Annotated in this window: 20 protein-coding genes, 3 tRNA genes and 1 pseudogene; 10 read left to right on the plus strand and 14 right to left on the minus strand. The window is 54.8% G+C overall.

The features are described from left to right. Positions 1–17 precede the first annotated feature (17 nt). From ABOC97_RS10030 to pncC, 8 genes are all read right to left on the minus strand, one after another. Positions 18–94, minus strand: a tRNA-Arg gene (locus tag ABOC97_RS10030). 61 nt (positions 95–155) lie between these two features. Then, positions 156–232 (minus strand) — tRNA-Arg (locus ABOC97_RS10035). A gap of 3 nt (positions 233–235) precedes the next feature. After that, a tRNA-Ser gene (locus ABOC97_RS10040) sits at positions 236–328 on the minus strand. A gap of 339 nt (positions 329–667) precedes the next feature. Beyond that, entirely contained in the window at positions 668–853 is a 186-nt protein-coding gene (gene csrA, locus ABOC97_RS10045) for a carbon storage regulator CsrA (RefSeq protein ID WP_000906486.1), read from the minus strand. A 241-nt stretch (positions 854–1,094) separates the two neighbouring features. Then, a complete protein-coding gene (gene alaS, locus ABOC97_RS10050; RefSeq protein ID WP_349596986.1) occupies positions 1,095–3,722 on the minus strand; it encodes an alanine--tRNA ligase in 2,628 nt (875 codons plus the stop codon). A gap of 129 nt (positions 3,723–3,851) precedes the next feature. Further along, a complete protein-coding gene (gene recX, locus ABOC97_RS10055) occupies positions 3,852–4,352 on the minus strand; it encodes a recombination regulator RecX (RefSeq protein WP_349596989.1) in 501 nt (166 codons plus the stop codon). A 70-nt stretch (positions 4,353–4,422) separates the two neighbouring features. Further along, on the minus strand, positions 4,423–5,481 hold the full coding sequence (gene recA / locus ABOC97_RS10060; RefSeq protein ID WP_234503046.1) for a recombinase RecA: 1,059 nt from the start codon (positions 5,479–5,481) through the stop codon (positions 4,423–4,425). Positions 5,482–5,561: 80 nt separating this feature from the next. Further along, positions 5,562–6,059: a nicotinamide-nucleotide amidase gene (gene pncC, locus ABOC97_RS10065; RefSeq protein ID WP_349596992.1), complete on the minus strand. Its 498-nt coding sequence runs from the start codon at positions 6,057–6,059 to the stop codon at positions 5,562–5,564. Between the two features lie 200 nt (positions 6,060–6,259). On the opposite strand from pncC, the gene ABOC97_RS10070 reads away from it, so the two are divergent. Further along, positions 6,260–6,490 carry a hypothetical protein gene (locus ABOC97_RS10070; RefSeq protein WP_349596995.1) on the plus strand — a complete coding sequence of 77 codons (231 nt, stop codon included), beginning with the start codon at positions 6,260–6,262 and terminating at the stop codon, positions 6,488–6,490. Between the two features lie 32 nt (positions 6,491–6,522). Here the strand turns inward: ABOC97_RS10070 and ABOC97_RS10075 are convergent. The 4 genes and pseudogenes from ABOC97_RS10075 to mltB all read right to left on the minus strand — a co-directional run bounded on the left by ABOC97_RS10075 (position 6,523) and on the right by mltB (position 10,248). Next, a pseudogene (locus ABOC97_RS10075) lies at positions 6,523–7,402 on the minus strand (metal ABC transporter substrate-binding protein). Between the two features lie 10 nt (positions 7,403–7,412). Beyond that, positions 7,413–8,276, minus strand: coding sequence for a metal ABC transporter permease (locus tag ABOC97_RS10080; RefSeq protein WP_349596998.1), 864 nt, complete (start codon positions 8,274–8,276; stop codon positions 7,413–7,415). Next, positions 8,273–8,983, minus strand: a complete 711-nt coding sequence (locus ABOC97_RS10085) for a metal ABC transporter ATP-binding protein (protein ID WP_349597001.1) — start codon at positions 8,981–8,983, stop codon at positions 8,273–8,275. The genes ABOC97_RS10080 and ABOC97_RS10085 overlap by 4 nt, the downstream gene beginning before the upstream one ends. Positions 8,984–9,177: 194 nt before the next feature. Then, a complete protein-coding gene (mltB, locus tag ABOC97_RS10090) occupies positions 9,178–10,248 on the minus strand; it encodes a lytic murein transglycosylase B (RefSeq protein WP_349597004.1) in 1,071 nt (356 codons plus the stop codon). A gap of 265 nt (positions 10,249–10,513) precedes the next feature. Here mltB and srlA point away from each other — a divergent pair, with 265 nt between their 5' ends. The 7 genes from srlA to gutQ all read left to right on the plus strand — a co-directional run bounded on the left by srlA (position 10,514) and on the right by gutQ (position 15,476). Next, positions 10,514–11,077, plus strand: a complete 564-nt coding sequence (gene srlA, locus ABOC97_RS10095; protein ID WP_349597007.1) for a PTS glucitol/sorbitol transporter subunit IIC — start codon at positions 10,514–10,516, stop codon at positions 11,075–11,077. Next, positions 11,074–12,045 (plus strand): PTS glucitol/sorbitol transporter subunit IIB, encoded by a 972-nt coding sequence (srlE, locus tag ABOC97_RS10100; protein ID WP_349597010.1) that lies wholly within the window; start codon positions 11,074–11,076, stop codon positions 12,043–12,045. Before srlA ends, srlE begins: the two co-directional genes overlap by 4 nt. Positions 12,046–12,056: 11 nt before the next feature. Continuing rightward, positions 12,057–12,419 (plus strand): PTS glucitol/sorbitol transporter subunit IIA, encoded by a 363-nt coding sequence (gene srlB / locus ABOC97_RS10105; protein WP_349597013.1) that lies wholly within the window; start codon positions 12,057–12,059, stop codon positions 12,417–12,419. Positions 12,420–12,435: 16 nt separating this feature from the next. Then, positions 12,436–13,215: a sorbitol-6-phosphate dehydrogenase gene (gene srlD, locus ABOC97_RS10110; protein WP_349597016.1), complete on the plus strand. Its 780-nt coding sequence runs from the start codon at positions 12,436–12,438 to the stop codon at positions 13,213–13,215. Between the two features lie 101 nt (positions 13,216–13,316). After that, positions 13,317–13,676, plus strand: coding sequence for a transcriptional regulator GutM (gene gutM, locus ABOC97_RS10115; protein WP_349597018.1), 360 nt, complete (start codon positions 13,317–13,319; stop codon positions 13,674–13,676). 68 nt (positions 13,677–13,744) lie between these two features. Next, positions 13,745–14,518, plus strand: coding sequence for a glucitol operon DNA-binding transcriptional repressor SrlR (srlR, locus tag ABOC97_RS10120; protein WP_349597020.1), 774 nt, complete (start codon positions 13,745–13,747; stop codon positions 14,516–14,518). Further along, the gene (gene gutQ, locus ABOC97_RS10125) at positions 14,511–15,476 is read left to right on the plus strand and encodes an arabinose-5-phosphate isomerase GutQ (RefSeq protein ID WP_349597023.1); all 966 of its coding nucleotides are present in this window, start codon (positions 14,511–14,513) and stop codon (positions 15,474–15,476) included. Before srlR ends, gutQ begins: the two co-directional genes overlap by 8 nt. Here the strand turns inward: gutQ and norR are convergent. Continuing rightward, positions 15,473–16,999, minus strand: coding sequence for a nitric oxide reductase transcriptional regulator NorR (norR, locus tag ABOC97_RS10130; RefSeq protein ID WP_349597026.1), 1,527 nt, complete (start codon positions 16,997–16,999; stop codon positions 15,473–15,475). The two genes, gutQ and norR, sit on opposite strands and share 4 nt — an antisense overlap. A 190-nt stretch (positions 17,000–17,189) precedes the next feature. On the opposite strand from norR, the gene norV reads away from it, so the two are divergent. After that, positions 17,190–18,638, plus strand: coding sequence for an anaerobic nitric oxide reductase flavorubredoxin (gene norV / locus ABOC97_RS10135; RefSeq protein ID WP_349597029.1), 1,449 nt, complete (start codon positions 17,190–17,192; stop codon positions 18,636–18,638). Further along, positions 18,635–19,768 carry an NADH:flavorubredoxin reductase NorW gene (gene norW, locus ABOC97_RS10140; protein WP_349597032.1) on the plus strand — a complete coding sequence of 378 codons (1,134 nt, stop codon included), beginning with the start codon at positions 18,635–18,637 and terminating at the stop codon, positions 19,766–19,768. The genes norV and norW overlap by 4 nt, the downstream gene beginning before the upstream one ends. A gap of 204 nt (positions 19,769–19,972) precedes the next feature. Here the strand turns inward: norW and ABOC97_RS10145 are convergent, their stop codons facing one another. After that, positions 19,973–20,989 (minus strand): HoxN/HupN/NixA family nickel/cobalt transporter, encoded by a 1,017-nt coding sequence (locus tag ABOC97_RS10145; RefSeq protein ID WP_349597035.1) that lies wholly within the window; start codon positions 20,987–20,989, stop codon positions 19,973–19,975.

Here is a 20,989-nt window from a genome sequence, read left to right on the forward strand (position 1 = left end):
CCGTACAAAGTAAAAGATGGTGCATCCAGGAGGATTCGAACCTCCGACCGCTCGGTTCGTAGCCGAGTACTCTATCCAGCTGAGCTATGGATGCATCAGGATTTACTGCTTTACTACTGATACTCTATACCGCTAATGCCGTACAAAGTAAAAGATGGTGCATCCAGGAGGATTCGAACCTCCGACCGCTCGGTTCGTAGCCGAGTACTCTATCCAGCTGAGCTATGGATGCAAATGGCGGTGAGGCGGGGATTCGAACCCCGGATGCAGCTTTTGACCGCATACTCCCTTAGCAGGGGAGCGCCTTCAGCCTCTCGGCCACCTCACCAACACGCCTCTTGCGAGTGCTTCGAGTTTCTCGTTAAGAGCTTCTCGTCGCTGCGTGGCGCACATATTACTTTCTGGGACTTATAAGTCAAACAATTTTCCGCAGATTTTTATCGATTGCACATTTCACACGCAATAAGGCGTTTAAAAAGGCAAAATGGGCGTTTTATCAACAGATAAATTGCGAATACCGTCGTAAAACGAGATGAAGAAAAAGCGGTACAAAGAGAGATTTGCGTGACAGAAATGGCGAATAGAGAGAAAGAAGAGGAAAGAAGAGAGAGATTAACGCGAAAAATCTGGAGAGTTGCGTCTCACCCGCTGGGTGAGACGCGAGAACTTAGTAACTGGACTGCTGGGATTTTTCAGCCTGGATACGCTGGTAGATCTCTTCACGGTGAACGGAGACCTCTTTCGGGGCGTTTACGCCGATGCGTACCTGGTTACCCTTTACCCCTAAAACTGTCACAGTGACCTCATCTCCGATCATGAGGGTTTCACCAACTCGACGAGTCAGAATCAGCATTCTTTGCTCCTTGAAAGATTAAATGAGTCGGGTCTCTCTGTATCCCGGCATTCTCCATCATATAACGCCAAAAGGTCAGCGATGACAAACACCTTACGTGTAAGCAGTCACGGCATCACATTCTGTTAAATGTAAGTCTAGCCGATTTACATGACTTCAACCTGACTTTATCGTTATCAGTACCGCATATGCAAGGCGCCGTAACATATAACGTTAAGGCGCCCGCATGCGATTATCATTATTACAATTTAGCGCTTACCCAGCCTTTCACGCTGGCCAATGCAGCAGGGAGAGCAGACGCGTCGGTACCGCCAGCTTGCGCCATATCCGGACGACCGCCCCCTTTACCGCCCACCTGCTGGGCGACCATACCAATCAGTTCCCCTGCTTTCACACGGTCGGTCACATCCTTAGACACGCCTGCAATCAGAGAAACCTTACCTTCATCAACCGTCGCCAGGACGATAATCGCAGAACCTAGCTGGTTCTTCAGATCGTCGACCATGGTACGCAGCATTTTAGGCTCAACGCCTTCAAGCGCACTCACCAGCAGATTTACGCCATTGATCGTCTCAGCTTTGCTGGAAAGATTCGCGCTTTCCTGTGCTGCCGCTTGCTCTTTAAGCTGCTGCAGCTCTTTTTCCAGCTGACGGGTACGTTCAATTACGGTACGCACTTTTTCAGTAACGTTATGGCTATCGCCCTTCAGCAGCTGAGCAATATCGCTTAAACGGTCACTCTGCGCATGCAGAGTCGCAATCGCGCCTTCACCCGTTACCGCTTCAATACGACGCACACCAGCTGCCGTACCGGATTCAGAAACGATGCGGAACAGACCGATATCACCGGTACGTGAAGCATGGGTTCCGCCGCACAGTTCGGTAGAGAAGTCGCCCATGCTCAGTACGCGCACGTGGTCATCGTATTTCTCGCCGAACAGCGCCATTGCGCCCTTCGCTTTTGCCGCTTCGAGATCCATGATGTTGGTTTCGATTGGCAGGTTGCGACGAATCTGGGCATTGACCAGATCTTCAACCTCGCGAATTTCTTCCGGTTTCATGGCTTCGTTATGAGAGAAGTCGAAGCGCAGGATTTTGTCGTTAACCAGCGAGCCTTTCTGCGCAACGTGCGTACCCAGAACCTGGCGCAGCGCTGCGTGCATCAGGTGCGTTGCAGAGTGGTTCAGACGGATGCGAGCACGGCGTGCATCATCAACGTCTGCCTGTACCGCATCGCCGACTTTCAGCGCGCCGGTAGACAACTTACCGAGATGACCGATAGCCTGGCCGTATTTCTGGGTATCGCTGACCGCAAAGCTAAAGCCCGCGCCTTTCAGTTCACCCTTATCGCCCACCTGGCCGCCGGATTCCGCATAGAATGGCGTCTGGTCAAGGATTACAACCGCTTCCTGGCCCGCTGCGATAGACTCTACCGCTTTACCATCAACAAACAGCGCGGTCACTTTACCGTTCAGTTCCAGATGGTCGTAGCCTTTAAATTCAGATGTACCGTCAACGCGAATCATTGCGTTGTAGTCAGCACCGAAACCGCTGGATTCACGCGCACGACGGCGCTGTTCTTCCATTGCCGCTTCAAAGCCAGCTTCATCAACCTTGATGTTACGCTCACGGCAAACGTCTGCCGTCAGGTCAACCGGGAAGCCGTAGGTGTCGTACAGGCGGAAGGCCGTTTCACCGCCCAGCGTATCACCAGAAAGTTTAGACAGCTCTTCATCAAGCAGAGCCAGACCGCGCTCAAGCGTACGAGCAAACTGCTCTTCTTCCGTTTTCAGCACCTGCTCAACCTGAGCCTGCTGACGTTTCAGTTCTTCACCGGCAGTCCCCATCACTTCAATTAGCGGGCCAACCAGCTTATAGAAGAAGGTATCTTTCGCGCCCAGCATGTTGCCGTGACGGATTGCGCGACGAATGATGCGGCGCAGCACGTAGCCACGGCTTTCGTTTGACGGCATAACGCCATCGGCAATCAGGAACGCACAGGAACGAATATGGTCCGCAATGACGCGCAGGGATTTATTACCCAGATCGGTAGCGCCCGTTACTTTGGCGACCGCGTCAATCAGCTTGCGGAACAGGTCGATTTCATAGTTAGAGTTAACGTGCTGCAGAACCGCGGCAATACGCTCCAGGCCCATACCGGTATCCACGGACGGCTTCGGCAGCGGTTCCATGGTGCCGTCAGCCTGACGGTTAAACTGCATGAAGACGATGTTCCAGATCTCAATATAGCGATCGCCATCTTCTTCCGCGGTTCCTGGAGGGCCACCCCAGATGTGATCGCCATGATCGAAGAAAATCTCGGTGCACGGGCCGCATGGACCGGTGTCACCCATCTGCCAGAAGTTATCCGATGCGAACGGCGCGCCTTTATTGTCGCCGATACGGATAATGCGCTCACGCGGGATACCAACTTCTTTTTCCCAGATTTCGTAAGCTTCGTCATCGGTTTCATACACGGTGACCCACAGACGCTCTTTCGGCAGGGCAAACCAGTTTTCACCGGTCAGCAGTTCCCATGCGTACTGGATTGCATCGTGTTTGAAGTAGTCGCCGAAGCTGAAGTTACCCAGCATTTCGAAGAAAGTGTGGTGGCGTGCGGTATAACCAACGTTTTCCAGGTCATTGTGTTTACCGCCCGCACGTACGCAACGCTGCGACGTGGTCGCGCGCGAATAGTTACGTTTGTCGAGACCGAGGAACACGTCCTTGAACTGGTTCATCCCGGCATTGGTAAACAGCAGAGTAGGGTCGTTATGCGGCACCAGGGAGCTGCTATCGACTACCTGATGGCCTTTACTATGGAAAAAGTCGAGAAACGCCTGACGGATCTCAGCGGTGCTCTTGCTCATAATTATCCTGAAATCAAGCTAAGGGATATTCGTCGCAGACGCGAGTGGCTGAAAAAACCACCTGCGCCGGACGGAAAAAGTGGGAATAAGATAAGTTTTCTTTAGAGGGAAGTAAAATCCCCAGTGCGGTCAATCAGCAAAATTTCGCCATATTTCCTGGATATCTTCCATCAGATAGCCGCGATAGAGTAAAAAGCGCTGGATTTTGACCTTTTCCGTAAAGGCGGTCGGTAGCGGGTCGCCGTATTTTCGTAATGCCTGGTCGCGCGCCAGCTGCATCCAGTCAATCTCGCACTCGCGCATCGCCTGCTCAATGGCCTCACGGGCAATGCCCTTTTGCCCCAGCTCCTGGCGAATTCGTGCGGGCCCGTAGCCTTTACGGCTGCGTCCGGCCATAAACTGCTGCACAAATCGATTATCGTCGAGATAGCGATTTTCAAAGCACCAGGCGACGACTTTTTCGACCTCTTCCGGCGGCGCATCAATCGGCTCAGGTCCGTTCTTCCCCATCACCGGGGCGGTCAGTTTGCGCCGCAGTTCCTGTTCACTATGGTCACGCATCGCCAGAATGCGGATAGCGCGATCTAACAGGCGAGCATAGGCAGAACGGCGCGGGATAGTTTCAGTCATTCTCTTCCAGCCAATAAATGCAAAAGGGCTGCATAAGCAGCCCTTTGTTTAATTCTGATTTCTGAGATTATCAGAAGTCTTCTTTGGTTTCTTCAACGCTGTTGTTATCAACAACGAAGTCTGGCGTAGAGTCCTGGTTATTGAGCAGCAGTTCACGCACTTTCTTCTCAATTTCTTTCGCCGCAGCCGGGTTCTCTTTGAGCCAGGAGATAGCGTTCGCTTTACCCTGACCAATTTTGTCGCCGTTGTAGCTGTACCAGGCGCCTGCTTTTTCAATCAACTTCTCTTTCACGCCCAGGTCTACCAGCTCGCCGAAGAAGTTGATGCCTTCGCCATAAAGAATCTGGAATTCAGCCTGTTTGAACGGTGCTGCAATTTTGTTCTTCACAACCTTCACGCGGGTTTCGCTGCCGACGACGTTGTCGCCTTCTTTCACCGCACCAATACGACGGATATCCAGACGCACAGAGGCGTAGAATTTCAGCGCATTACCACCGGTGGTGGTTTCCGGGTTCCCGAACATTACACCGATTTTCATACGGATCTGGTTGATGAAGATCAGCAGCGTGTTGGACTGCTTCAGGTTCCCGGCCAGCTTACGCATTGCCTGGCTCATCATACGTGCCGCAAGGCCCATGTGAGAGTCGCCGATTTCGCCTTCGATTTCCGCTTTTGGCGTCAGCGCCGCTACGGAGTCGACCACGATAACGTCTACTGCACCTGAACGCGCCAGAGCGTCACAGATTTCCAGAGCCTGCTCGCCGGTATCTGGCTGAGAACACAGCAGGTTGTCGATATCAACGCCCAGCTTGCGAGCATAAACCGGGTCCAGCGCGTGCTCAGCATCGATGAACGCACAGGTTTTACCTTCGCGCTGCGCTGCAGCGATAACCTGCAGCGTCAGGGTGGTTTTACCGGAGGATTCTGGCCCGTAAATTTCGACGATACGACCCATTGGCAGGCCGCCTGCGCCCAGCGCGATATCCAGTGAAAGCGAACCGGTAGAGATTGTTTCCACATCCATGGAGCGGTCTTCACCCAGACGCATGATGGAGCCTTTACCGAATTGCTTTTCGATCTGGCCCAGCGCTGCCGCCAACGCTTTCTGTTTGTTTTCGTCGATAGCCATTATTACTCCTGTCATACCGGGTGTTACCGGATAGTGAATTCTGTTCTGTTGAGGCAATTATACTGTATGGTCATACAGTATCAAGTGTTTTGTAGAAATTGTTGCCAGAGAAGATTTAGCGCATAAGCCGTTGCCTGTCGGCGCACCGATTCCCGGTCGCCAGAGAAGCATTCGCACTGAGTAACGCCCTGCCCATTAGCGCTGGCGACGCCAAACCACACGGTTCCCACCGGCTTTTCTGCGCTGCCGCCATCTGGCCCGGCGATACCGCTTACGGATACCGCATAGTCGGCGCGGGCTGCACGCAGCGCACCAATTGCCATTTCAACCACCACCGGCTCGCTGACCGCGCCGTGCTGCAAAAGCGTCACCTCTCGCACGCCAATCATCTGCGATTTGGCTTCATTACTGTAGGTCACAAAGCCGCGTTCAAACCACGCGGAGCTACCGGCAATATCGGTGATCGTTTTGGCAATCCAGCCGCCGGTGCAGGACTCTGCGGTGGTCATCGTCGCCCCGCGCGCTTTAAGCGCCAGGCCAACCTGCTCGCTCAGCTGCATTAATTCAGAATCTGTCATTATCGCTCCGCTTTCGCCAGATAAAGAGGCCATCAAAGATAGCACTTTCAGGGGAGATATGGGGACGGGATAACAATTTTACGAGGGGGATTCAGAAAATGGCAACGGTGTGCTAATTCGACGTTTTCAGATAGCAACCCGCTAGCACGAGTGACACAATCAGGCGACACAAGGAAGGCTCCGCCACGAGGTTATCAGGAATGATTAACACAGCTCTCAACACCACTAAACTCAATAAGGCCGTACGGCTACGCAACATTTTAATTGCCTGCGGTATCTGCATATTGCTGACCGTTGTCATGCATCTTTTCACCCGACCATTCAATCTATTGTATGAAGGGATAGAAACTCTGCTCGGCATGAGCAGCCTGGTGATGGGTTTTAAGCAAAACAAAATCATCCATGCGCTACGCAATGAACCACGCGGGTAGTAGAAAACCGGCCCATTTCGGGCCGGTTGTGCTTAACGCATGCTCGCCGCGATCAGCTCAACGTGTATGACGCAGCATTTTTACATAGCTATCCGCCACGCCGCCCGGTTTCGACAACGCTTCCGGATACAGTTCACCGCCTGGCCGGGCACCCGTCGCCGTGGCAATTTGCTTCACCAGGCGCGGATCGAGCTGGTTCTCCATAAACCAGGTGTGCACGCCGTCGGCTTTAATCTGCGAGATTAGCGCGGCCACCTGTGCGGCGCTGGCTTCGCTTTCCGATGACAGCCCCTGTGGAGCCAGGAAGGTCACACCGTAAGCACGAGAGAAATAGCCAAACGCATCGTGGCTGGTCAACACTTTACGCTTAGCCTGTGGGATGCCATCAAACTGTTTTTTTGCCCAGCCATCCACCTCATTAAGCTGGCCGATATAGCGTTCACCGGAGGCTTTCAGCGCCGCGCTGTCCTGCGGGTCAGCTTTCACCAGCCCATTAAGGATATTCTGTGCATACAGCGCGCCGTTTGCCGCGCTATTCCATGCATGCGGGTCGGTCACTGCTTTACCGTCTTCATCCAGCATATGAGTCTTCACACCGGTTGAAGCGACAACCAGCTCACCTTTAAATCCAGAAGCTTTGATCAACCGGTCCAGCCATCCCTCCAGACCCAGGCCATTCACCACCACTACATCCGCCTTGCTGAGTAACGCGCTATCTTTAGGAGAGGGTTCAAACGTGTGCGGGTCGCCGTCCGGGCCGACCAGCGTATCCACATGTACGTGCTCCCCACCCACCTGCTGCACCATATCGCCTAACACCGAAAAACTGCTGACGACGTTGAGCGTTTTTGCCATCGCCCCTTGTGCCACAAGGCCTAACGCCAGCGCCAGAATTATTCCACTACGTTTCATCACTTTCCCCTCATCCCATTAATTTTCGCCAGCCAACGGTCAGGCGGCTATGCGTGCCAAAAAATACCGAAACAAAAAAGACGCCGCTGGCGGTGAGGACGATAGATGGCCCGGCGGGCAGATTCGCCGCCCATGACAGGCTCAATCCCAGCCATGCACATACGCTGCCAATCCCCGCCGCCAGCAGTAAAATAGTGGGCAACGTTCGCGCCCAGCAGCGCGCCGCGATGGCCGGCAGCATCATCACTCCCACCGCCATCAGCGTGCCCAACACCTGAAATCCGGCCACCAGATTCAATACCAGCAACGCCAAAAACAGGCCGTGCAGCGCCACCGGCAACCAGCGAGCGTTGACCTGCAGCCAGTCGCTGTCGAACGCCTCACTCACCAGCCCGCGGTAAAACAGCGCAATGCAGATAAGCGTCAGGCTGGCGACTCCCGACACGAACAGCGCCGCGTCGTTATCCACCGCCAGAATCGAACCGAACAGCAGATGCAGGAGATCGACGCTGGAACCGCGCAGTGAAACCAGCGTGACGCCCAGCGCCAGCGATCCAAGATAGAAACCGGCAAAGCTGGCGTCCTCTTTGAGCGGGGTACGTCGGCTCACCCACCCTGCCACTAACGCGACAACGATACCGGCGATAAACCCGCCAACGGTCATCGCTAGTAGCGACATCCCGTTCACCAGATAGCCCACCGCCACGCCGGGCAAAATTGCATGTGACAGCGCATCGCCCATCAGACTCATCCGCCGCAGCAGCAAAAAGACGCCGAGGATCGTGGTACTTAAAGAAAGCGCCAGGCAAACCACCAGCGCCCGGCGCATGAAACCGAACTCAATAAACGGTTGAAAGAAGGTATGCCAGATCATGCCAGCCTCGCGGATTGAAAGGCCGGGAGAACTTCAGCCGTATGTCCCCAACAGGCATGGTTCGGCGTCAGCAGCAGCGTCTCCGGGAAATACTCGGCCACGCGCTGGTTGTCATGCAGAACCGCCAGGACGGTTTGCCCTTGTTGATGCATTTCCTGTATCACGCCCATCAGGTCGCGGCTGGTCGCTTCGTCGATACCGGTAAAAGGCTCATCGAGCATCACCAGTGGCGCTTGTTGCACCAGCACGCGGGCAAAGAGCATGCGTTGAAACTGGCCGCCGGAAAGCGCTTCAATTGGCGCTTTCGCAAGCTCAGCCAGCCCCACTCTCACCAGCGCTGCACGAATACGCTCACGGACATCACCGCGCAGACCGCGCAACAGCGAGACCTGCGGCCACGCCCCCTGGCTCACCACATCCAGCACCGTCAGCGGAAACTGCGACTCCAGCGAGTGGCGCTGCGCCAGCCAGCCGATGACCGGCCGCGACGGCATCCAGCGGACAACGCCGCTGACCGGAGGAATAAAACCGGCGAGCGTTTTTAATAAAGTGGATTTACCGCAGCCATTCAGGCCAACAATCGCTGTCATACTGCCTTTGGGGATCACGCCGCTCAGGGATGGCGTAATCGCCATGCCCTCATAGCCCGCCACCAGATTGTCCAGTTCGATCATGGCAGCGCTACCGCCCACCAGACCGCTAACCACAACAGCAACAGCAGTGCGCAGGCCAGCGCCAGCCGGGTCACAGCAGACGCCATAAAAACAGGAGTGAACATCTTCGCCTCTGAATTAAATGTTATAACATAACAATATGAGATTAACGCGAAGATGTAAACGGCAGGAAATGATGCAAAATGTAACTGGCATCTCTCAAGGCGGAGAGATGCCGAAGGAAGGATTTACTGTCCGCGAGCCTGAGACACTGACAGCCCCAGCTGCCAGACGGCCATCGCGTAATGGGTACTGTGGTTATAGCGGGTGATGGTGTAGAAGTTTGGCAGACCGTACCAGTACTGGTAGCCGGTACCAACATCCAACCGCAGCAGGCTCGCCTGCTGGTGATTCCCCAGCGGCTGCATCGGCGTTAGACCGGCCGCAGCCAACTGCGAAACGCTGTATTTGGTTTTAAAGCCGTTATCCAGCCCCGGCGCCTGGCCCATCGCCTGCACCGCAACCGCATCGCCACTCACCCAACCGTGCTGTTTGAAATAGTTGGCTACGCTACCGATAGCGTCTTCCGGATCCCACAGGTTGATGTGACCATCGCCGTTGAAATCCACCGCGTACTGCTTATAAGACGACGGCATAAATTGGCCGTAGCCCATCGCTCCCGCGAAAGAACCTTTCAGATCCAGCGGGTCATCTTTTTCATCACGCGCCATCAGCAGGAACGTTTCCAGTTCACCGGAGAAGTACTCAGCGCGGCGCGGATAGTTGAAGGAGAGCGTCGCCAGCGCGTCGAGAATGCGCGTTTTACCCATCACGCGGCCCCAGCGCGTTTCGACACCGATAATCCCGACGATAATTTCCGGCGGTACGCCATAAACCTGCTGAGCACGCTGCAATGCAGCCTGATACTGGTTCCAGAACGCCACGCCGTTCTGCACGTTATCCGGGGTAATAAACTGTTTACGATAGCGCAGCCAGGCGCCATTTGGGCCAGTCGGCGGCAGGCCGGTCGGCGCCTGTTTGTCCATCAGACGCAAAACGTAATCCAGACGTTTGGCCTGCGAGAGGATTTCGTGCAGCTGCTGCCGGTCAAATCCGTGCTTGCTCACCATCTTATCGATGAACTGCTCTGCCGCCGGGTTATTGGCAAAATCACCGGTCGGAATCAACGCATTATGCTGGGGTTCAAGGAGAAAACCGCCGGAGGTAGTTGCCGGTGATTCAGCCGTTTTCGGCTTGCTGCTACAGGCAGCGAGCAGGACACACAGAGGGAGTAAAGCCAGAACACGACGCTTCAACATGAGACTTCCATTTAACAATATCAGCAAGAGTTAAATATGGTAAAGCATCCGCTGCCACACAAGGAAGCGGTTGTCGTTCCTCCTCGCAGAATTTCTCATTCCCCCTCTTCTTTTTCTCATGTAAGTGCGGTGCGCATCGTAAAAACTTTCACAATAAAATATTTATCTTTCAAATTGAGATCAAAATAACACTTTAAAACCTTTCGATCTGATTAAAATGATTCGCGTCTGGAAAGATAACGATAATTCACTACAGGAGAAAACAATGATCGAAACCATTACACATGGTGCGGAGTGGTTCATCGGGCTATTCCAAAAAGGCGGAGAGGTGTTCACCGGGATGGTGACCGGCATTATTCCGCTATTGATTAGTCTGCTGGTCATCATGAATGCGCTGATTCATTTTATCGGCCAGCAACGTATCGAATATTTTGCTCAGCGCTGCGCTGGTAATCCCGTGTCCCGCTACCTGCTGCTGCCTTGCATTGGTACGTTCGTGTTTTGTAACCCAATGACCCTAAGCCTGGGCCGCTTTATGCCGGAGAAATACAAGCCGAGCTACTACGCTGCTGCATCCTACAGCTGTCATTCGATGAACGGTTTATTCCCCCACATCAACCCTGGCGAACTTTTTGTTTATCTAGGAATTGCCAGCGGCCTGACAACGCTGGGACTTCCTCTTGGCCCGCTAGCCGTGAGCTATCTGCTACTCGGTCTGGTAACTAACTTCTTCCGCGGCTGGGTGACCGATCTCACAACCTCTATTTTTGAGAAAAAAATGGGTATCCAACTTGAGCAGAAAGTCCGTCTGGCGGGAGCTACATCATGACACGCATTCGAATTGAAAAAGGCGCAGGCGGCTGGGGTGGCCCACTCGAGCTGGAGGTCAAAGAGGAGAAGAAAATTGTCTACATCACCGCGGGCACTCGCCCCGCTATCGTCGACAAACTGGCGCAGTTAACGGGCTGGCAAGCGGTGGATGGTTTTAAGGAAGGCGAACCGCCGGAGTCGGAGATCGGTATCGCCATCATCGACTGTGGCGGTACGCTGCGCTGCGGAATCTATCCCAAGCGACGTATTCCGACCATCAATATTCACTCAACCGGGAAATCTGGACCGCTGGCGCAGTACATCGTGGAGGACATTTATGTCTCCGGGGTGAGAGAACAAAACATCAGCGTCGTTAGCGGGTCCTCAGAAACCCCACCCATCGCAGAAACTAAGGCCGGGCGCGAATACGACGCCAGCAAAAAGATAACCGAACAAAGCGATGGCCTATTGGCAAAGGTTGGTATGGGCATGGGCTCCGCCGTTGCGGTGTTCTTTCAGGCCGGACGCGACACCATCGACACGGTGCTAAAAACCATTCTGCCATTCATGGCATTTGTCTCAGCGCTTATCGGCATCATTATGGCCTCTGGCCTTGGCGACTGGATTGCCCATGGCCTGGCGCCACTTGCCAGCCATCCTCTGGGATTAGTCACGCTAGCACTCATCTGTTCCTTCCCGCTGCTATCACCATTCCTCGGCCCTGGCGCGGTCATCGCTCAGGTTATCGGCGTACTAATTGGCGTACAGATTGGTATGGGCAACATTCCACCCCATCTGGCACTTCCGGCGCTGTTTGCGATTAACGCCCAGGCCGCCTGCGATTTTATTCCTGTCGGCTTATCGCTGGCGGAAGCCCGTCAGGACACCGTCCGCGTCGGCGTCCCATCGGTGCTGGTGAGCCGCTTCCTGACCGGCGCGCCAACCGTGCTCATCGCCTGGTTTGTTTCCGGCTTTATTTATCAATAAGAGATCCCGATATGACCGTGATTTATCAGACAACCATTACCCGCATTGGCCAAAACGCACCGGATGCATTGGATGACCAAATGCTGATTACCTTTCGTGAAGGAGCACCAGCGGATATCGAAGATTTTTGCTTTCTCCACTGTCACGGAGAACTCAACGGTCATCTGCAACCCGGTGCACAGTTTGAACTCGGCGAACAACGCTATCCGGTCACTGCGGTAGGCAGCGTGGTAGAGGAAAATCTGCGAGAACTGGGGCATATCACCGTGTGCTTTGACGGAATTACCGAAGCGAAATTTCCCGGCACCGTACACGTTGCGGGGCCGGTACCGAGCACCATCGTGCCGGGCTGTATTTTGAAGTTTATGGCTTAAATTTAAGGAGAGAAAAATGAATCAGGTTGCCGTTGTCATTGGTGGAGGCCAAACCCTCGGGGCATTCCTCTGCCGTGGGCTTGCCGCAGAGGGATACCGCGTGGCGATCGTCGATATCCAGAGCGATAAAGCCGCAAACGTCGCGCAGGAAATTAACAGTGAATTTGGCGAGGGTAAGGCATACGGCTTTGGCGCTGATGCCACCAGTGAACAGAGCGTTCTGGCGTTGTCACGCGGAGTCGATGAGATTTTTGGCCGCGTCGATCTGCTGGTCTACAGCGCGGGCATTGCCAAAGCGGCGTTCATCAGCGATTTCCAACTCGGCGATTTCGACCGTTCACTACAGGTTAATTTGGTGGGCTACTTCCTATGCGCTCGTGAGTTCTCCCGGCTGATGATCCGCGACGGTATTGAGGGACGCATTATCCAGATCAACTCAAAATCCGGCAAAGTGGGTAGCAAACACAACTCCGGCTACAGTGCCGCAAAATTTGGCGGTGTGGGCTTAACGCAATCGCTGGCATTAGACCTGGCTGAGTATGGGATTACCGTCCATTCTCTGATGCTCGGGAATCTCCTTAAATCCCCTATGTTCCAGTCTTTACTACCGCAGTATGCGACCAAGCTCGGCCTTAAGACTGACGAAGTGGAGCAGTATTACATTGATAAAGTGCCGCTTAAGCGCGGCTGCGACTATCAGGATGTACTGAATATGCTGCTGTTCTACGCCAGCCACAAAGCTTCCTACTGCACCGGACAGTCGATCAACGTCACCGGCGGTCAGGTTATGTTCTAAGAAAAGTTATGTTCGATGACGCTGCGCCAGAAAACCTGCCGATACCGCATCCTGTACCGGCCAGAAAGGCGCAGCGGTCATCTGACAACAAGGAGTTCGATATGATCTCAGCACTGATTACCGTCGCCATTATTGCCTGGTGCGCGCAGCTGGCTCTGGGAGGTTGGCAAATTTATCGCTTTAATCGTGCATTCGATAAGCTCTGCCAGTTTGGGCGAGTCGGCGTAGGACGCTCCGGTGGCCGTTTTAAACCGCGCGTTATCGTCGCCATTGCACTCGATGAGCAACTGCATGTCGCAGACACGTTCTTTATGAAAGGGCTTACCGTGTTTGCCAAACCGACTAAAATTTCCACCATATTGGGCAAACATATTGATGAATTACAGCCTGATGTGATCTTTCCCCATGATCCGCTATTGCAGAATGCTCTATCATTAGCGCTTAAACTGAAACATAGATAATTTCGTTGTGAATGCTATTAGCTTGCGAAGTTATCATTTCGATAATTTAATTCAGGGTAATCGCATCTATGAAACCTCGTCAGCGCCAGGCCGCCATCTTAGAGCACCTGCAAAAACAGGGGAAATGCTCGGTCGAAGAACTTGCCCTGCACTTCGACACCACTGGCACCACCATCCGCAAGGACCTGGTCATTCTGGAAGATGCCGGAACCGTCATTCGTACCTACGGGGGCGTGGTGTTGAATAAAGATGAATCCGACCCGCCAATCGATCATAAAACGCTGATTAATACCCGTAAAAAAGAGCTGATTGCCGAGGCCGCCATCGACTTTATTCATGATGGCGACTCGCTTATTCTTGATGCCGGAAGCACCGTTTTGCAGATGGTGCCAATGCTGGCCCGCTTTCGTAACATCACCGTGATGACCAACAGCCTGCATATTGTTAACGCGCTTGCAGAGCTGGATAACGAACAAACAATCCTGATGCCCGGCGGTACTTTCCGAAAAAAATCGGCGTCATTTCACGGACAGCTGGCAGAAAATGCCTTCGCGCAGTTCAGCTTTGATAAACTCTTTATGGGCACCGATGGTATCGATCTTAACGCCGGAGTGACCACTTTTAACGAGGTCTATACCGTCAGTAAAGCGATGTGCAACGCCGCTCGCGAAGTGATTCTGATGGCAGACTCATCAAAATTCGGACGTAAAAGCCCTAATGTGGTGTGCAGTCTGGAAAGCGTCGATAAATTAATTACCGACGCGGGTATCGATCCAGCGTTTCGTCAGGCGCTGGAAGAAAAAGGGATTGAAGTAATCATAACCGGAGAAAGCAATGAGTGATGCACTACTAAATGCGGGCCGTCAGACATTGATGCTGGAACTACAAGAAGCCAGCCGTCTGCCGGAGCGTTTGGGCGATGATTTTGTTCGCGCAGCCAAAACCATTATCCACTGTGATGGCAAAGTGATTGTCTCCGGTATGGGTAAATCAGGTCATATCGGCAAGAAAATTGCCGCCACGCTCGCCAGCACCGGCACCCCAGCCTTTTTTGTTCACCCGGCAGAAGCGCTGCACGGTGACTTAGGGATGGTAGAAAGCCGCGACGTGATGCTGTTTATCTCTTACTCCGGCGGCGCGAAAGAACTTGATCACATCATTCCTCGCCTGAAAGAAAAATCCGTCGTGCTGCTGGCGATGACCGGCAAAGCCAACTCTCCGCTGGCGCTGGCGGCTGACGCCGTGCTGGATATCGCCGTCGAACGTGAAGCCTGCCCAATGCACCTTGCCCCAACGTCCAGCACCGTCAATACGCTGATGATGGGTGACGCGCTGGCTATCGCCGTAATGCAGGCTCGTGGCTTCAACGAAGAAGATTTTGCCCGCTCGCATCCCGCCGGGGCGCTTGGCGCACGCCTGCTAAACCGCGTGCATCATCTGATGCGTCAGGATGTCGATACTCCACAGGTGAGCATCCACGCCAGCGTTATGGATGCCATGCTTGAGCTCAGCCGTACCGGAATGGGGATGGTCGCGGTCTGCGATGACCAGTCTCAGGTGCAAGGCGTCTTTACCGACGGCGACCTGCGTCGCTGGCTAGTCGGCGGCGGCACACTGGCTGATATTGTGACTGATGCGATGACCAAAGGCGGCGTGACGCTTAACGATCAGGCTCGTGCTATTGATGCCAAAGAGCAGTTGATGAAGCTGAAAATCAGCGCCGCTCCGGTGGTCGACGAGCATCACCGTCTGGTCGGCGCCATCAATTTACACAACTTCTACCAGGCCGGAATTATTTAATCCTTCAGCCCCAGACGTTTCGCCAGCCGGTGCAGGTTGGCGACGTCTGTCTCTAGCGCCCGCGCGCTCGCCGCCCAATTATGCTGATGCGTTTCCAGCGCATTGCGGATCATCTCCCGCTGAAAATGTTCAGTAGCTTCACGCAGATTGTTGACCGCCGCGATAGGCGTTGACGCAGGCATTTCGGCAACCGCCGTACTCATCGCCCCTTCCTGGAACGCAAAGTGCTGCACCTCCAGCACCACTTCACCACTGCTGCGGGCCGCCCGCGCCAGAACCACCGCCCGATGTACCGCATGTTCCAGCTCGCGCACATTTCCCGGCCAACCGTAGTTTTGCAGATGCGCCCGTGCCGCCGTGCTCAGCACCACCCGCGATAGCCCCAGACGTAGACGGCACTGCTCGCAGAAATAGCCCGCCAGCAGCACCACGTCTTCGCCACGCTCGCGCAGCGGCGGCACAAACAGCGGGAATACGCTCAGACGATGGAACAGGTCGGCGCGGAAATTACCCGCCAGCACTTCATCACGCAGGTCGCGGTTGGTGGCGGCCAGCACCCGCACGTCCACGCGCAGGCTGCGATCGTCACCCACGCGCTGAATATCGCCATACTGCAAAACGCGCAGCAGCTTGGCCTGCAGAGCCAGCGACAATTCGCCGATTTCATCAAGGAACAGCGTGCCGTTATCCGCCATTTCAAACTTGCCGCTACGGTTACTGATAGCGCCGGTAAATGCGCCCTTCACGTGGCCAAACAGCTCGCTTTCGGCGACGCTTTCCGGCAGTGCGGCGCAGTTCAGGTACACCAGCGGGTTAACCGCGCGCGGCGAACCTTCGTGAATGGCTTTCGCCACCAGCTCTTTGCCGGTGCCGGTTTCACCGCTAATCAGCACGTTCAGGTCTGAGGCCGCGACAATCTCAATCTCTTTTTTCAACTGCATCATGCCCGGCGACAGGCCAATCATCTGCGTCTCTTTCACCTGTTCAAAGTCGCTCGCCGAACCGGGCAGCATGTTCTGACTTTCCAGCTGTTCTATCAGCAATGCATTGCTGAGCGCTCCCGCCGCCAGCGCGGCAATCAGCCGCAGCTCTTCATCGCTGAAAACGTCGAACTGGTCCGGCGACATGCCGTCGAGGGTCAACGCGCCAATTAAATTTTGTCCGGCAAACAGCGGCAGGCCGATACAGGCGTGGACTTTTAAGCTCTCCTGGCCGGGGATCAGGCCATCGTAGGGGTCGGGCAAATCGCTATCCGCCGGGAAGCGAACCACATCGCCCGCGCGGGCGATAGCCTCCAGACGCGGGTGCCCTTCCAGCGTGAACCGTCTGCCGAGCACATCTTTGGCCAGCCCATCAATCGCCAGCGGAATAAACTGCCGCGCGTCATAGCGCAGCAGCGCCGATGCATCGCACTCCAGCACCTGGCGCAGTGTGGTAATCAGCCGCTGAAAGCGGTCCTGATGACCGACACCGCGTTGTAATTCAATGGCGATGCCTGCCAGCACGTCTACGGAAAAGCTCATGGCAACCTCACAGTCATTTTGACAATGCATGATGTCATATTGACAATATTCATCATAGTCATTTTGACTAAAAATAAAGAGGTATAAATTATTAATTACATGTAAATCAATGAATTAAAAAGTTGGCACGCAGCCTGCAACAAGCAAAACATCTTTTTTGAAAAACGCTGAATTAATTATTGAGGTTGCTATGTCTATTCTGGTTAAAAATAACATTCATTGGGTTGGCCAACGTGACTGGGAAGTGCGTGATTTCCACGGCACCGAATATAAAACGCTGCGCGGCAGCAGCTACAACAGCTACCTCATCCGTGAAGAGAAAAATGTCCTGATCGATACCGTCGACCATAAATTCAGCCGCGAATTCGTACAGAACCTGCGCGGCGAAATCGACCTGGCCGATATCGACTACATCATCATTAACCACGCGGAAGAAGACCATGCGGGCGCGCTGACTGAACTGATGGCGCAGATCCCTGACACCCCAATCTACTGCACCGCCAACGCCATTGACTCCATCAACGGCCACCACCATCACCCGGAATGGAATTTCCACGTGGTGAAAACCGGCGACGCGCTGGATATCGGCAACGGCAAACAGCTTATTTTCGTTGAAACGCCAATGCTGCACTGGCCAGACAGCATGATGACCTACATGACCGGCGATGCGGTTCTGTTCAGTAACGACGCCTTCGGTCAGCACTACTGCGACGAACGCCTGTTCAACGACGAAGTTGACCAGACCGAACTGTTTGAACAGTGCCAGCGCTACTACGCCAATATTCTGACGCCGTTCAGCCGTCTGGTGACGCCAAAAATCACCGAAATCCTCGGCTTTAACCTGCCGGTCGATATGATTGCCACCTCTCACGGCGTGGTATGGCGTGAGAACCCAACGCAGATCGTTGAGCTGTACCTGAAATGGGCCGCCGACTATCAGGAAGACCGCATCACCGTCTTCTACGACACCATGTCCAACAACACCCGCATGATGGCGGATGCGATTGCTCAGGGCATCAACGAAGTAGACCCAAACGTGGCGGTGAAAATCTTCAACGTCGCCCGCAGCGATAAAAATGAAATTCTGACCAACGTGTTCCGCTCGAAAGGCGTTCTGGTGGGCACCTCAACCATGAACAACGTGATGATGCCGAAAATTGCCGGTCTGGTGGAAGAGATGACCGGCCTGCGTTTTCGTAACAAACGTGCCAGCGCCTTTGGCTCCCACGGCTGGAGCGGCGGCGCGGTAGACCGTCTGTCCACCCGTCTGCAGGATGCCGGTTTTGAAATGTCGCTGAGCCTGAAAGCCAAATGGCGTCCGGACCTCGACGCGCTGGAAGTTTGCCGCCAGCACGGCCGCGAAATTGCCCGCCAGTGGGCGCTGGCACCGCTGCCGGAAGCAACGCCAAAGGCAGACTCAGCAAAAGACGACTGCGCCTGTGCCGCAGCGGCAGCCGCCGACCTCGGCCCAAGCATGCAGTGCAGCGTTTGCCAGTGGGTATACGACCCAGCAAAAGGTGAACCAAACCAGGACGTACAGCCAGGTACACCGTGGAGCGAAGTCCCGGACAACTTCCTGTGCCCGGAATGTTCATTAGGCAAAGATGTCTTCGACGTGATGGCAACGGAGGCAAAATGAATCATGGCATCGTGATCGTTGGCTCGGGCTTCGCCGCCCGCCAACTGGTGAAAAATATCCGTAAGCAGGATATGAGCGTCAAGCTGACGCTCATCGCCGCCGACAGTATCGACGAATACAACAAACCGGACTTAAGCCATGTGGTCAGCCGGGGGCAAACCGCGGCCGACCTCACTTTGCAAACCGCCGGTGAGTTCGCCGAACAGTACAACCTGAATCTGTTCCCGCAGACCTGGGTGAGCGGCATCAATGCCGAGGCCCACGTGGTGAAAAGCCAGGACCACGAATGGCACTACGACAAACTGGTGCTGGCCACCGGGGCCTCAGCCATCGTGCCACCCGTGCCGGGCAAAGAGCTGATGCTGACCCTCAACAGCCAGCAGGAGTTTGGCGCGGCGCAAAGTACACTGCGCGATGCCAAACGGGTGCTGATTATCGGCGGCGGTTTGATTGGTAGCGAGCTGGCGATGGACTTCTGCCGCGCCGGCAAAGCGGTCACCGTGGTGGATAACTCGGCCAGCGTGCTGGCTTCGCTCATGCCGCCAGAGGTGAGCAGCCGCCTGCAGCATTGTCTGACCGATATGGGCATTCACCTGCTGCTGAAAAGCCAACTGCAAGGGCTGGAGCAGACGACGACCGGTATTCGCGCCAGCTTTGACCGCGACCGCCACGTAGAAGTCGATGCGGTGGTTGCCGCCACCGGTCTGCGTCCGGAAACGGCGCTGGCGCGGATGGCTGGACTGGAAATAAACCGTGGCGTGAAGGTGGATAGTACGCTGCAAACCAGCAATCCGGATATCTATGCGCTGGGCGACTGCGCGGAGATCAACGGCGCGGTGATGCCATTTCTGCAGCCTATTTTGATGAGCGCCATGTGCCTGGCGAAAAATCTGCTCGGCCAGTCCGGTGAACTGAAGCTGCCGAATATGCTGGTGAAGGTGAAAACGCCGGATCTACCGCTGCACCTGGCGGGTGAAACCCGTCGTCAGGATCTGCACTGGATCATTGAAACCCGCGTCGACGGTATGCTGGCGCAAGGCTACGACCAAAGCCAGCAGCTGCGGGCTTTCGTGGTCAGCGAAGAACGGATGAAAGAAGCTTTTGTCTTATTGAAATCGATTGTCAGTTGAGAAGGACTTCCCGGCGGCGCTTCGCTTGGCCGGGCTACAGGACTGTTTGACTTAACCTCATGCGCAAGGATGCGCGAAAGTCTGATTTTTGCCCCGCTGCCCCGGGGCTTTTTTAGCTTTACGTTCGGCGCTGCGCCTGTGTAGGCCAGATAAGGCAACGCCGCATCCGGTAATTTGCACCATGCCACCCGGCAGCGTAAGACCCTAACGCACCACCAGCGAGTCATAGTTGCGCCAACGGTAGTTGACCATCGATACCAGCCAGCACAACGCAAACAGGCCAATCACCACAAAACCTGCGTTACCGAGATTATCGCTCAGCAGCGCCACGTCGCTCCACAGCCCGCCGGTTAAGGCGAATTTATCCATAATCAGCCCCAGCGCTTCCAGCCCACCGATAAACAGCGCCACCACCACCGAGGCTCCGGTGATGGTCATATTGTAATAGAGCTTACGCTGCGGCTTATTGAACGCCCAACCGTAGGCACCAACCATCAGAATATTATCGAGGGTATCCACCAGCGCCATACCGCTGGCAAACAGCGCAGGAAAAACCATAATCGACCACATCGACATCCCGCTGGACGCGCTGGCCGCCGAGATCCCCAGCACGCCGATTTCGGTGGCGGTATCAAAACCCAGACCAAACAGAAAACCCACCAGGTACATATGCCAGCTTTTGCCAATCAGGCGGAAGGTGCGGCTAAACAGCGCGCTCATCAGTCCACCGGCAACCGGTGCATCCGTCTCGATTCGCTGCCCTTTTTTCAGCGCCTGGAAGCTGCGCCACACGCTGCGCAGGATAATCAGGTTCACCAGCGCCATCGCCAGCAGAAATATCGCCGACACCGCGGTGCCAATAATGCTGCCAGTGTCGTGAAACCAGCTCATCTTATGCTGGAAAGCAGTCGCCGTAGCGGCAATCGCCACCGACGCCAGCACCACAATCGACGAGTGCCCCAGCGAGAACCAGGCACCGACGCCGAACGGGCGCTTGCCCTGCTGCATCATTTTGCGGGTGACGTTATCAATCGCCGCAATGTGGTCAGCATCCACCGCATGGCGCAGGCCGTAGCCCCACGCCAGCAGGCTGGCGGCCATCAGCGCGCCGTTATGACCAAATGCCTGCCACGCCCAGCCCCAGGCCAATAAATTCGCCAGCAGCAAAACCAGCACCAGCAGCGATGCACGCGGCTGCTGGCGAAGCGCATTCAATAACAT

The organism is Kluyvera huaxiensis (assembly GCF_040149365.1).
In the GTDB taxonomy this organism is placed as follows: Bacteria; Pseudomonadota; Gammaproteobacteria; order Enterobacterales; family Enterobacteriaceae; genus Kluyvera; species Kluyvera intermedia_A.